The 13,057-nt window shown below is 63.5% G+C and carries 12 protein-coding genes and 1 pseudogene; 11 read left to right on the forward strand and 2 right to left on the reverse strand.

From position 1 onward, the window contains the following. Positions 1-1,032 precede the first annotated feature (1,032 nt). Complete coding sequence (locus C7411_RS04530; protein ID WP_243413045.1) at positions 1,033-2,376, forward strand: replication initiation protein; 1,344 nt, start codon at positions 1,033-1,035, stop codon at positions 2,374-2,376. Positions 2,377-2,630: 254 nt separating this feature from the next. On the opposite strand, the gene argG is transcribed toward C7411_RS04530, so the two are convergent. After that, entirely contained in the window at positions 2,631-3,965 is a 1,335-nt protein-coding gene (argG, locus tag C7411_RS04535; RefSeq protein ID WP_110383903.1) for an argininosuccinate synthase, read from the reverse strand. 274 nt (positions 3,966-4,239) lie between these two features. Between argG and C7411_RS38580 the strand changes: the two genes are divergently transcribed. Beyond that, positions 4,240-4,371, forward strand: coding sequence for a hypothetical protein (locus tag C7411_RS38580; RefSeq protein ID WP_258365417.1), 132 nt, complete (start codon positions 4,240-4,242; stop codon positions 4,369-4,371). Positions 4,372-4,379: 8 nt separating this feature from the next. On the opposite strand, the gene C7411_RS04540 is transcribed toward C7411_RS38580, so the two are convergent. Then, on the reverse strand, positions 4,380-5,390 hold the full coding sequence (locus tag C7411_RS04540) for a glycosyltransferase family 2 protein (RefSeq protein ID WP_110383902.1): 1,011 nt from the start codon (positions 5,388-5,390) through the stop codon (positions 4,380-4,382). Positions 5,391-5,716: 326 nt separating this feature from the next. On the opposite strand from C7411_RS04540, the gene C7411_RS04545 reads away from it, so the two are divergent. From C7411_RS04545 to C7411_RS04585, 9 genes and pseudogenes are all read left to right on the forward strand, one after another. Beyond that, a complete protein-coding gene (locus C7411_RS04545) occupies positions 5,717-6,802 on the forward strand; it encodes an aromatic acid exporter family protein (RefSeq protein ID WP_110383901.1) in 1,086 nt (361 codons plus the stop codon). 94 nt (positions 6,803-6,896) lie between these two features. Continuing rightward, positions 6,897-7,124 (forward strand): annotated as a pseudogene (locus C7411_RS04550) (Rieske (2Fe-2S) protein); the annotation flags it as partial. A gap of 130 nt (positions 7,125-7,254) precedes the next feature. Further along, positions 7,255-7,980 (forward strand): 2OG-Fe(II) oxygenase, encoded by a 726-nt coding sequence (locus C7411_RS04555; RefSeq protein ID WP_165822739.1) that lies wholly within the window; start codon positions 7,255-7,257, stop codon positions 7,978-7,980. Positions 7,981-8,034: 54 nt separating this feature from the next. Next, positions 8,035-8,586 (forward strand): methylated-DNA--[protein]-cysteine S-methyltransferase, encoded by a 552-nt coding sequence (locus C7411_RS04560; RefSeq protein ID WP_110383898.1) that lies wholly within the window; start codon positions 8,035-8,037, stop codon positions 8,584-8,586. A 19-nt stretch (positions 8,587-8,605) separates the two neighbouring features. Continuing rightward, complete coding sequence (locus tag C7411_RS04565) at positions 8,606-9,352, forward strand: 2OG-Fe(II) oxygenase (protein WP_110383897.1); 747 nt, start codon at positions 8,606-8,608, stop codon at positions 9,350-9,352. Positions 9,353-9,635: 283 nt separating this feature from the next. Continuing rightward, positions 9,636-10,346 (forward strand): DUF969 domain-containing protein, encoded by a 711-nt coding sequence (locus tag C7411_RS04570; RefSeq protein WP_110383896.1) that lies wholly within the window; start codon positions 9,636-9,638, stop codon positions 10,344-10,346. Beyond that, complete coding sequence (locus tag C7411_RS04575; protein WP_110383895.1) at positions 10,343-11,293, forward strand: DUF979 domain-containing protein; 951 nt, start codon at positions 10,343-10,345, stop codon at positions 11,291-11,293. The genes C7411_RS04570 and C7411_RS04575 overlap by 4 nt, the downstream gene beginning before the upstream one ends. Positions 11,294-11,303: 10 nt before the next feature. Continuing rightward, positions 11,304-12,326 (forward strand): DUF2891 domain-containing protein, encoded by a 1,023-nt coding sequence (locus C7411_RS04580; RefSeq protein ID WP_110383894.1) that lies wholly within the window; start codon positions 11,304-11,306, stop codon positions 12,324-12,326. A 151-nt stretch (positions 12,327-12,477) separates the two neighbouring features. Then, positions 12,478-12,918, forward strand: coding sequence for a CBS domain-containing protein (locus C7411_RS04585; RefSeq protein ID WP_110383893.1), 441 nt, complete (start codon positions 12,478-12,480; stop codon positions 12,916-12,918). Positions 12,919-13,057 lie beyond the last annotated feature (139 nt).

Below are 13,057 nucleotides of genomic sequence, written 5' to 3' on the forward strand. Positions count from 1 at the left end.
CACTCTCTGGTCAGGCAGCCGGGTAACGATTTTTGTGCTTCCAGATTTTCGCTGGCCAGCCTGGCCGGCGACAATTGCACAAAAACCGTTACCGTGTGTGCCGGGAAAGCCTTGCCGCGTCCGCCCCTGCCGCCGCATTGCACAAAAACCGTTGCCTGATTCCCCCTCGGCGACCCCTACGGTAGCTATTTCGCCATCTCCAGGCGGTTCGACTTCGCCAAAACGCGCCTCCACGCCAACGTTGCACAAATTTCGTTACCTCGCGCAGACGGCGAAGGGCAATACACCACATCGCGAGCGCACAATAAACGTTACCTCCCGTTCGCCTTCCAGGACGTGCACAAAAAACGTTGCCATCACGGAGCCGCTTGCCCGCGCACAAATTTCGTTGCCTTCAGTCCTCGTACCGAAAAATCGCTTCCTGAACAACGTGCCACCGATCCCCCTTACCGCATTCGACTCGATCCCGGCTCGTCTACCGACGCCCTGCACATAACCACGTCCATAGACCACGGGAGCTGCACAGAAATCGTTACCCTTCCACGGGTCTCACTGGCCGGAAAGCAGGTCGAGTCCGGATACCCGAGCGTCGAGAGCCTTTTTACACACGGGCCGTTGAAGCCAATTCGTCCTGAATTCCCTGACCGAATCGCGAGACACAACCCGTCAAAATTCGCGTTGAGCATCTTTTTTGGCGGGCGGTTTGTTTGTTTACTTAAAGATAAAAACCCACCAACCAACTAACGTACGCACACGTTCGCTTTTATTTCAGGCACTTGCCCTTCAAAAGCACCGTTCTATGTGCTCGCTGCACCGTTTTATGTGCGCCCGGGTGCCGTTTTATGTGCTGTCGCTGTAGAGATATTTGTGCGATCAGGTACGGTTTTTGTGCGCGAGCCGGATCGGGTGCCTGTTTGAGGTAACGTTTATTGTGTTGACTTGCGTTTGCGTAGTGATAGAGTGCCCGCCAATGTCGACGGGGAGAGCGTGCGTATGTCGGAGGAGAGCGGGCGAAGGACAACAACACTGCAGATGTCGCTGGGGCTCTTTGAGGAGATGTCCGGTCAGCCGATCAACGAGAGCACGCGTGAGATCGGCTTTCAGCGCAACAACGTGTTCGTCGCCATCAATGGGCTTGGGCTGTCTTCGCGCCGTTTCATCGACGCCGCCTATTTCATTGCCGCCCAGGAACCCGCGCCGCGCGACACCTACGACGTCGACCTGAACTACTTCAAGTGGCTCATGCGTTATGAGAGCCGCAACGTGCGTCATCTGCAGAGCGTCATCAAGGAGGCGCAGCGCGTGCTGATCGAGGTGACCGACACGCCGCCCGACCGAGCGCCCAGCGAAGACGACCAGTGGATTTCCGAGCAGCTGATGGGCAGCGTCAAGATCGGCAAGGGGCGCATCCAGTTCCGCATTCCGCCGCTCATGCTGCGCCACATCACCGGGCCCGACAAGCATCACTGGCTGAATCTGTGCATCACGGCGTCGTTCTCGCAAACCTACGCGCGCGCGATCTACGACTACGTGCTGCCCTTCGTAGCAGCCGGTTTGACCGACTGGATCGAACTCGACGTCATGCGGCGCTGGCCCGGCAAACTCGGGACGAGCGCGTCGGAGTTCAAGCACTTCCGGCCCAAATACCTCGATCCGGCGGTGCGCCAGATCAACGAGCTATCGGACATCGACCTCAGCTACGAAACCCGGGCGGACTCGGAAACCTCGCGCAAAATCAACAAGATCCGCTTCCGGATGAAGCGCAAGGATACGGTCGCCGCACTGCTGTCCCGGCAGCCTGACGCGCACGACCTGCTGCTTACGCTCAAGGAGGAGTTCGGCCTCTCCAACAAGCAGTTCGACGTGATCGCGGAGCACCGCATGAGCTGGACCGACGAGCGCATCCAGCAGGCGATCGAATACACGCGTTTCCGGCTCAATCAGGGGAAGGTGACCAAGAGCCCTGCGGGCTATCTGATGAAGGCGCTGAGCCACAACTGGCAGGTCTCGGAGGCCGAGCGCAAGATGGTGGCGATCCAGGGCGAGCTGGCCGTGGCGGCGGCCGCTCAGGAGACCGCCAGGACGGTCGCGACCACGGCGGTGAAGCAGAGTATCGCGGCGCGCGACGAAGAGGCGCGCTCGCAGCGCAACGAGGAGGTCAGGCAAGGCCGCGAGCACTTCGAATCGGCCGACGAGAAGACCCGCAAGGAGCTGGTGCGGCTCTACATCGCCTCGCAGGCCGGCAAGCTCATGCTCCGTCGCCTGAAGCTCGAGGCTGGGGCGCTGTCCGATGCGAACATCCTCAACCACTCCGACCTATCGTGGTACTTCGGGCAATTCGTCTACGGGAAGATGAAGCAGCTTGCCGCGCAGTAAGTGTCTTCAATACGCCTGACGGCTGATATGCCGGTCAGCGTATTGGGGCCTCGCCCCGTAGCCCTTCACTGCCTTCCGCGTTCACGCGGCGGAAAATATCCAGTCGATCAACGGGTTAGGGCACTCGTTCCAGGCGTTCTCCACAAGCTTGTCAACGAAATCTGTGGGTAACTTCAACGCCACGGCCAAACCCGCGCAGACACAAAAAAAGGGAAGGCGCACTGCCTTCCCTTTCTTCATAAAGCGACGACGCCTTACTTCTTCTCGTCGTTCAGCTGCGGCAGCGTATAAGCCGCACCCGGCGCGAGCAGACCGACCTTCGAGTACACGCGCAGCTTCTCGCGCGTATCGGTGATGTCGAGGTTGCGCATCGTCAGCTGGCCGATACGGTCGCGCGGCGAGAACGTCGAGGCGACCTTCTCCATCGACAGTCGCTCCGGCTGATACGTGAGGTTGTCCGACTTCGTGCTGAGGATCGAGTAGTCGTTGCCGCGGCGCAGTTCGATCTTCACTTCGCCGGTGATGGCGCGCGCGACCCAGTGCTGGGCCGTTTCGCGCAGCATGATGGCCTGCGGGTCGAACCAGCGGCCCTGATACAGCAGGCGGCCCAGACGGCGGCCGTTCTCGCGGTACTGTTCGATGGTGTCTTCGTTGTGGATGCCCGTCACGAGGCGCTCATACGCGATATAGAGCAGCGCCAGACCCGGGGCTTCATAGATGCCGCGGCTCTTCGCCTCGATGATGCGGTTCTCGATCTGGTCGCTCATGCCAAGACCATGGCGGCCGCCGATGCGGTTCGCTTCGAGCAGCAGTTCCACGGCGTTCGGGAAAGTCTGGCCGTTCAGCGCGACCGGCTGGCCTTCCTCGAAGCGGATCGTCACTTCTTCGCGGTCGATCTTGACGTCGTCGCGCCAGAACGCCACGCCCATGATCGGGTTGACGATCTTGATGCCGCTTTCCAGGCTCTCGAGGTCCTTCGCTTCGTGCGTGGCGCCGAGCAGGTTCGAGTCGGTCGAATAGGCCTTCTCGGCAGACATCTTGTACTCGAAGCCCGACTGGCGCATGAACTCGGACATTTCCGAGCGGCCGCCCAGTTCGTCGATGAACTGCTGGTCGAGCCACGGCTTGTAGATCTTCAGGTCCGGATTGACAAGCAGGCCATAGCGGTAGAAGCGCTCGATGTCGTTGCCCTTGTAGGTCGAACCGTCGCCCCAGATGTTGACGCCGTCTTCCTTCATCGCGGCCACGAGCATCGTGCCCGTCACGGCGCGGCCAATCGGGGTCGTATTGAAGTACGTGACGCCGGCCGTCGAAATGTGGAACGCGCCGCATTGCAGGGCGGCGATGCCTTCCGCCACGAGCTGTGCGCGGCAGTCGATCAAACGGGCACCGGCGGCGCCGTATTCGGTCGCGCGGCGCGGGATCGAATCGTAGTCGTCTTCGTCGGGCTGGCCCAGGTTCGCCGTATAGGCGTAAGGCACGGCGCCCTTGAGCTTCATCCAGTGCAGCGCGGCACTGGTGTCGAGGCCGCCGGAGAAGGCGATACCGACCTTTTGGCCGGTCGGAAGGCTTTCAAGAATTGTGCTCATGATGAGAAAAAGACCCGGTAGAACGAGAATGCGGAGGGAATTCGGTCGAACCGCCAAGTATGTTGTATCCCCGGGCTTTCGGCAAGCTTGGCGGGGGGGCCGCCGGCGCCGATCGACGCGGCATCCGCATTAATAAAAAGGGGCATAGCGGGGCGTGTGCCCGGCGCAGGCGGCGCGTGCGCATGCACATGGCGTCCCTGGGTGGGCCGCGGCTTCGGTCAGCTTGCCGTGTGCGTGCCATCGGCACGAAGGAGAATCGCTGAGCGTCGCCCAAGTGAACGACGAGGCGCGCGATCCCACGGAACCGGTGCCCGGCCAGCATAAGACCGCGCAACGGATCGAACGGATCAACGCGCAGGCGCACGTCGCGAACGTGGCCGACCTGCGCCTGCTGTTCACGACGTGATGCGTTCGCTACGGCATGCGCGTTCGGGGTGTATCCCCGACTTGCTCGTCCTTCATGCCCAACAGGGCGACGGGCGCCGTGCCGGGCCGACGCGTGGCTTTCCAGATCATCAGCAGGTGGTAGTAGAGGCGCGGGCTGAAGCCGAACCGGTATGCGTAGAGATTGCCGAGCGCAAGCTGCAGCCCGGCGCGCGCCTCGCGATTGCGCGCGAGCAGCGAGACCACGATCGGCACGAGCCGGCGCATGGCGAGCTTGCGCGCCGGTTCGAGTTCGGGCGGCAGCGCGAGGCTCCTGAGAAAGCGCCACGCCGAAATCGACGATGCGTTGATGCTCGTGCGCGTCGCCTGGGATACCGAAATGTCCGTGATGCGATAGCACGAGACGTATTCGTTCACGTAGCACACGCGTTTTGCCGCGAGGCACAAGCGCGTGCCGAACACGTAATCGCAGCAGGTGCCGTAGTGGTCGTCGTAGCCGATGCGCTTGACGAGCGCCGCATCGGCGAGCCAGCCGTTGTTGGGGAACATCTGCACGATGCCGGCGCGCCCCGGCGGGTATTGCAGCCCCGCGGCGCTGGCCGTACGGTAATACGCGATGTTCATGCGTTCGCTAGCCGCGTGCATGATGCGCCCGTCATGATCGGTTTCGTATTGATTGCCGAACGCGACTTCCAGATCCGGATAGCGTTCCCACTGGGCAAGCAGCTTTTCGATGCAGTGCACGAGGAGATAGTCGTCGTCGTGGATCAGGAGGATCTTGTCTCCGCTCGCCCGCTCGAAGAGGCTGGCCACGTTGGGCGCCTGACCGAGCGCGGGCACGTTGCGCCGGTAGGCGATACGCGGGTCGCTGCCGTAACGCGAGGCGATCAGTTGCTGCGTGCGATCGTCGCTCGAGTCGTCGCCGATCACGATCTCGATGTTCGCATGCGTTTGCATGAGGCACGATTCGATGCAGCGAACCAGCAGTTCGGGCCGGTTGTACGTCGGCAGGCAAATGGAGACCTTCGTTGTTGTCGTCATGGGCAGACCCCAGTGCTGGAGGGATGCGGAGACGTTCGCCAAGGTGGGTTCGTAATGCGAACTTCATCCGTTGGAGATGACGGTAAATGAACAAAACGCGAAAGAAATTGAAAATAATTCGCAAGGAATGGGCCTTGCGCACGGCGACCCGCAGAGCCCGCACGGGCGGGCATCCGCACAAAGTGCCTGGCTTTGGTATGACGAATCGGAAAGAAAAACCGGGCGGCACAATAATCGGGAAGTCGTCGAGGACGGACTGAGTGCCGGAACAGCCATGGCATTAGCGCTAACATTGGCGCTCCGCCCCGAAACGACCGCTGGCATCCATGGCCTCCATCTCCTACGCCCACAAACCGCTCACGCCGTTTCGCCGTGCGCTCGCACGCTTTTCCCTCTCCGAACTCGCGAAATACACGAAACTCACGCTCGGCATGTGGATCGGCTTTGGCATTCCGTATGCATGCGGATTTCCCGAAGCGGCAGTCGCGCTCTCCGGCTCGGCCATGCTCACGCTCGCGCTTGGCAGTTCCATCTCGGCGGCGCGCGGGTACTTCTACAAGCGCGTGATGTCGAACCTCGTCGCGATGCCGGTCGGCACGCTCCTGATCTGGCTGACCGCGCCGCACTTGTGGCTGGGCGTGATCCTGCTGCCGCTCGTGATCTTCACGATCGTGCGTATCCGGCCTTCGGTGTTCCAGATGACGAGCATCACCGTGCCGATGACGCTCGTGCTCTACACGGGCGAGCACATACCGCTGCTGGAGCAGAGGCTGATCGGCGTGGTGCTCGGCATGCTGCTCGGCTTCATCATCCAGCAGATTGCCTTCCCGCCCGATCACGGCTTCTGGGCGAATACACTCGTGAACGACGGCAACGCACAGGCCGAGGCCTTGCTCACCGAGGTCGCAACGAAAACGCTGGACCGCGCGAAGCTGAAATCGGCGACGGCCGCGCTGCGCGTAACGAGCAGCAATCTGAAGCAGGCGCACGATCTCCTCAAGTCGGACCTGGAGCAGTCGTGGGTGTCGGCGCATCTGAAGCGCAATCGCGATCGCCTGCCGCTGTTCGCGTGCTACCACGAGCTATTCGATTCGATCGTCGGTTTCCTCGAAACGCTCGACACGTTCAACGCGCAATACGAGGCGCTGGACGCGCAATGGAGAGAGGCATACCGGCGCGGCCTCGTGCGCCTCGTGGACGTGCATCGGCAACTGGCTTCGCAGGCCGACCTTCGGGTGGAGCGCCCAGGCCTGCTCGTGGCGCCCCTGACTCGCGAGGAGCTGCGTGCGCTGGTCGAGGCGCTGCCCGCAACGGGCGTGTTCACGAGCGTCTATCTCGGGCATTTGACCGGCTACGGCATCCTGCTGAGCCGTTTGAGCGACATGCATACCGGGCATTTGCGCAAAGCGTGAGCGCCGACCTCATTCCTCGCGGATCGATGCCGGGCAATTCGATCGCCATGGCCGCTACGACGACCAAGGTCGCGATGCCGCCGATGCGCGGCCATGGGCTTACGCGAGCCGCTGCCCGCACTTCCCGGTGCCGCTCGACTACGAGCCGGGCCATGTCCCGACGTATCGCGCCCAGGTGATCATGTGCGCGCATCACAGCGCGTTGTTTCGCTTCGAAGACGGGCGGTGCATCGAAGGCCCGTGCGCCGGCGCGAAGCTCGATGCCGTTGCCGTGTGGCTCGACGCGCAGTCCAACGTCGTGGCGCATTGCGGCGGCGCCTGAGTATTCCACGCCGTGGCGCGCGCCGAATTAGAGCGCAACATCCGGATCGGAACGCACGGTGCGTTGGCGTATCGTGGGTCCGTATGCGAGATCGGCGAGTATGCCGGTTGCCAGGGGAGGGATACACGCGATGAAAACCGGAGCCATGCGAGCAGAAAAGCCGGAATCCGGGACGTACGACTGGGTCGAGATCGAGCGATCGCTCGACGCGCGCGGCTATGCCGTCCTGCCCCGCGTGCTCAGGCCCGGGCAATGCGCGCAGCTCGCCGCCCTGTACGCGAGAGACAACGGCTTTCGCTCGCGCATCGTCATGGCGCGCCATAATTTCGGGCGCGGGGAATACAAGTACTTCGCGTACCCGCTGCCGTCGCTGCTTCAGCGGTTGCGGCATGCGCTCTATCCGTACCTCGCGCCCGTCGCCAACCGCTGGAACGAGCAATTGGGGATCGACACACAGTATCCGGCCGATCTCGACGCGTTTCTCGATCAATGTCACCGCGCGGGGCAAACCCGGCCGACACCGCTCATCCTCGAATACGGCCCCGGCGACTATAACTGCCTGCACCAGGACCTCTACGGCGAGCATGTGTTTCCGCTGCAGGTGGCGATGCTGCTCTCACGGCCCGGCATCGATTTCGAGGGCGGCGAGTTCGTGATGACGCAGAGCGCGTCGAACGGTCAGCGTGCCGAAGTGATTCCGCTGGAGCAGGGCGACGCGGTGCTGTTCACCGTCAATCAGCGGCCGGCTGCGAACCGGCGCGGCGGCACGCGCAGGGTGGCCATGCGGCACGGCGTGAGCGCGGTGCGCAGCGGCAAACGGCATACCGTCGGCCTGATTTTTCACGATTCACGTTAGGGCCTGTTCACGCTAATAACAGGCCCTGGCGCACGCAACGTAAAGGAACGCATCATGCAACGGTTTCTCAGCCATATCGAGTCGCCGCCCGGCGACCTCATGCTGGTGAGCGATGCGCAGCAGCGGCTGCATGCGCTCGAATTCGCCGATCATCGCCCGCGTCTGCATCGTGGTTTGCGCGATCGTTACGGCAGTGCGGATTTGATCGAAACTGCCGCGCCCGCTTCGATTGCCGACGCCATGACGCGCTATTTCTCAGGCGAATTGACTGCACTCGATTCTCTGCCGGTCGTCATGGCGGGTTCGGACCTGGAAGAAAAGGTGTGGGCCGCGTTGCGCCGCATTCCGGCCGGCACCACGACCAGCTACGGCAAGCTCGCGAGAGCGTTGGGATTCGAAGACCCGCGCGCGGCGATCGACATCGGCGCGGCGAACGGCGCGAATCCCATCGCTATCGTCGTGCCGTGCCATCGCGTGATTGCCAGCAACGGCGAGTTGAAGGGCTACGCCTGGGGCCTGCATCGCAAGCGCTGGCTTCTCGAACACGAGAAGGCGATTGCGCTCACGCGCGAGGTTGCGCAGACTGCAACGCTCCCGGGATTTTGAAACCAGCACGTCCTCGTCCATGACTTTATCTGCCGATACATTCGAGAAGCTCGATTGGAGCGCAATCGCCGCGCAACTGGCTGGCGAAGGCTATGCGGTACTGCCTCGGCTAGCCGGCGCGGACGAGGCCCGCAGGCTCGCGCGCGAAGCCGGCACATCGACAGCATTGCGCCGCGTTTCGCTTGACTCGCTCGATCTCGGCCGAGGCGATCTGCTGTATTTCGGCGCTGCGCTACCGCAGCCCTGGGCGCGATGGCGTGCGGACCTCTATCGTCATCTGGCACCCATCGCCAATCGATGGAACGAGATGCTTGGCATACCTTATCGATTCCCGGCGGCGCTGGGCGCGTTTCTGGAGCGCAGCCGGCGAGCGGGGCAAACGCAGGCGCAGTCGCATTTGAATCAACTGGGCGCCGACGACTATCTGGCGCTGCATCAGCGCAGCGAAGGCGAGCATGTGTTTCCGCTGCAAGTGGTCGCCTTGCTCACGGCGCCGGGGAAAGACTTCACCGGCGGCGAACTGGTGCTGACGGAGCAGCGTCCGCGCATGCAGTCGCGCCCGACGGTCGTTCCGCTCGGCCTTGGTGACGCTGCGATCATCGCCACGGCCCAGCGGCCATTCAAGGGCAGCAGCGGTTATTACCGTGTGAACCTCCGGCATGCCGTCAGCCGCGTGCGCAGCGGCGAGCGCATTGGCGTCGAGTTGTCGTTCCACGACGCGCCGCAAGCGGCAAACGATCAACGCGCCTTCGATCTGGATACTTGAGTCATCGCGCACTGTCGCGCTGAGGCATACGCAGGCATCCGGATCCATCGCATGCAGATGCAACTAACTGCCTAGCCCGCCAAACCCCGCCTTTCGCCGCGCTAGCGCGCGGCGGCATCGATCCGTCTTCAACCGTCGCGCCCGGCCCAGGGACTTCCCTTATAAAGACTTTGTCGAGTATTTATCGATAAATTCTCGTGATAGATTCCTGGGCTGAACTGGGCGCAACGGGGAAGCGCGCCGGCTCCACGAGACCGGCGGAAATCGATAAGGCGGAGGAGAGATGCTGGTTTTGATAGGGGTGCCGATCGTGGTGATCGGCTTTGCATTGCGCCTGAACGCGCTGCTCGTCGTGACCGCGGCGGGCGTGGCGACGGGGCTTGCGGGCGGGCTGCACACGGTCGAGATCGTCAGTGCCTTCGGCAAGGCGTTCGCCGACAACCGCTATATGGGCCTCATCTGGCTCACGCTGCCCGTGATCGCGCTGCTCGAGCGCAACGGCCTGCGCGAGCAGGCCAAGCACCTCATTTCGCGCGTGCACGCCGCCACCACCGGCCGCGTGCTGATGCTCTATTTCGCGATCCGCCAGATCACGGCCGCGCTCGGCCTCACCTCGCTGGGGGGCCACGCGCAGATGGTCCGTCCGCTGATCGCGCCCATGGCCGAAGCCGCCGCCACGAAACGCTACGGCGAGGTGCCCGACGCCGTGCGCCAGCAGATCCGCGCCAACGCCTCGGCCGTGGACAACATCGCCGTGTTCTTCGGCGAGGACATCTTCATCGCGATCCAGTCGATCCTGCTCATCAAGGGCTTCCTCGAGCAGAACGGCATCGTCGTTCAGCCGCTGCAGGTTTCGGTCTGGGCGATTCCCACCGCGGTCGCGGCGCTCCTCATCCACTGCGTGCGCCTGAAGCTGCTCGATCACGATCTTTCGCGCCGCGTGGGCGCGGCCAACGCGCAGGGCGCCGCGAGCCGTCAGGGAGCCGCATCGTGATCAAGCTCGAATCGCTCTATGTCGTCGCGGGCCTGATGTTCGCGTCGTTCGCGATCTTCAACCTGCTCGACCGCGCGAACCCGCGCCGTGTCGTCAACTTCGTGTTCTGGGGCGTCTATGCCGCGACGTTCCTGTTCGGCGGCGTGCTGCCGCATTTCGTGATGGGGTGCCTCGCCATCGCACTCGCCTTGATCGCGGGCTCGGGCAAGCTGGGCCGCAGCCCCGCGGGCAACGACAACCCCAAGGCCGAGGCGCGCCGCGAACAAGGGGCGCGGCGCTTCGGCAGCCGGCTCTTCGTTCCGGCGCTGCTCATCCCCGTGGTGACGCTCGTCGGCACGCTCACGCTCAAGTACGCGCCCTTCGTCGAAGCGAAGAACGTCACGCTCATCTCGCTCGTGACCGCCACGCTCGTGGCGTTCGGCGCGGCGCTCGTCATGTTGCGCGATTCGCCCGTGCAGGCGCTCAAGGGCGCGCGGCACACCATGGACGCCGTCGGCTGGGCCGCCATCCTGCCGCAAATGCTCGCGGCGCTCGGCGCGCTGTTCGCCGCGGCGGGCGTAGGCCACGTGGTGTCCGAGCTCGTCACGAACTGGATTCCCCAAAATTCGGCGTTCGCGGTCGTGGCCGCCTACACTTTCGGGATGGCCCTCTTCACGATGATCATGGGAAACGCGTTCGCCGCCTTTCCGGTGATGACCGCCGGCATCGGCTTGCCGTTGATCGTGCAACAGTTTCACGGCAACCCGGCTATTCTTGGCGCGATCGGCATGCTCTCGGGCTTCTGCGGCACGCTCATGACGCCGATGGCCGCGAACTTCAACATCGTCCCGGCGGCGCTGCTCGAATTGAGCGACAAGAACGGCGTGATCAAGGCGCAATGGCCGACCGCCGTGCTGCTGCTCGTCGTCAACACGCTGCTGATGTACGCCTTCGTTTTCCGGTTCTGATGAGTTCACGATGACCCCACACCTCACCGCCGCCCATGCCTCGAAATTCGCCTCGCTCGCGCTTGCCCACCTCACGCGCGAGTACCCGAACAAGCTGACGCACTCGCTCGACGGCCCGCAGGACGTGCAGGCCCCGCGCGCGCTGCACCCGGTCTTTTACGGCAGCTACGACTGGCATTCGTGCGTGCACGGCTACTGGCTCGTGCTGCATCTGCTGGAGCGCTTTCCCGGCTTGCCCGAGGGGCCGCAGATCGTCGCCGTGGTCGACGAGCACTTCACGCCGGAGAAGATGGCGGGCGAAATGGCCTACCTCACGCTCGCGCACAACCGCGGCTTCGAGCGCCCTTATGGCTGGGCATGGCTGCTCGCGCTCGCGGCGCAGGTCGAGGCGCTGGCCAGGTCGATGAAGCTGCCGCAGGCCGCGCGCTGGCAGGCGGCGCTGGCGCCGCTGACCGGCTGGTTCGTCGAGCGCTTCGAGGAATTCCTGCCGAAGGCGACCTATCCGTTGCGTGTGGGCACTCACTTCAATACGGCGTTCGCGCTCACGCTCGCGTACGACTTCGCGAAAGCCACGTCGCATCCGGCGCTGGCGACGCTGATCGAAGACACCGCCACGCGCTGGCACGCGAACGACGCGGGCTGCCAGGCGTGGGAGCCGGGCGGCGACGAATTCCTGTCTCCCGCGCTGAGCGTGGCCCTGCTGATGAGCCGCGTACTGCGCGCGCACGATTTCGAGCCCTGGTTCACGCGCTTCTTGCCCAACCTTGCGGTGCAAGAGCCGGTCACGCTGTTTACGCCGGCCACCGTGACCGACCGCAGCGACGGCAAGATCGCCCACCTCGACGGACTCAACCTGAGCCGCGCGTGGTGTCAGCGCTCACTTGCACGCGCACTGCCCGAGGGCGACGCACGCGTGGCCATCCTCAACGAGGCCGCGCAATTGCATCTGGCCAGCGCGCTCGACCACGTGGCCGGGGACTACATGGGCGAGCACTGGCTCGCCACCTTCGCGACGCTCGCGCTCGAAGCTTGAGGCGCGCCATGTGCGCGTGCCCCACGCCCCTTTCCAGACTGAAGATTTACGCGCACGCGGTCGATATAACGGGCTGAAGCCCCGCGCCGCGGCCGGAATCTGCTGTGCATCGGTCCGCTCGGGACATCGAACCCACTCTGGTCTGGAAGGTATGCAAGTAGAGAAATTCATGACGAGCCGTGTTGTCACCGTCGGTTTCGACGACACGCTCGCGACCGTGCGCGAGATCTTCGCGCAAGCGAGCTTTCACCATCTGCTCGTGGTCGACGAGGGCAGGCTGCAAGGCGTCGTCTCCGATCGCGACCTGCTGCGCGCGATCAGCCCGTTCATCGACAGCGTGGTCGAATCCGCGCGCGACCTCGGCACGCTCAACAAGCGCGTGCACCAGATCATGAGCCGCAAGCCGCTCACGCTGAGGCCCGAGTCGAGCCTCTCCGACGCCGTGGCCCTCTTTCTCTCCAGCAAGATTTCGTGCATCCCCATTGTGGATGCCGAATTTCGTCCCGTTGGCATTGTGAGCTGGCGCGACGTGCTGCGCTATCTCGTGCCGATGGACGAGGGCGGGGCGGGCGCACAGGAAGCCGGCGCGTGATGCGGATCGACTCGCCGCCCATCCCACATATTGGTCTGTATTGCGAAGTGCTGCTGACGATCGTACTTCTTTGCTGTGAACCATAAAGTTCGCAAGCTCTCTTGCCGTTGTTATGTACAGGGCGCTTAATCAGCCATGA

Origin of the sequence: Paraburkholderia silvatlantica, assembly GCF_003096715.1 — a bacterium.
GTDB lineage: Bacteria > Pseudomonadota > Gammaproteobacteria > Burkholderiales > Burkholderiaceae > Paraburkholderia > Paraburkholderia silvatlantica.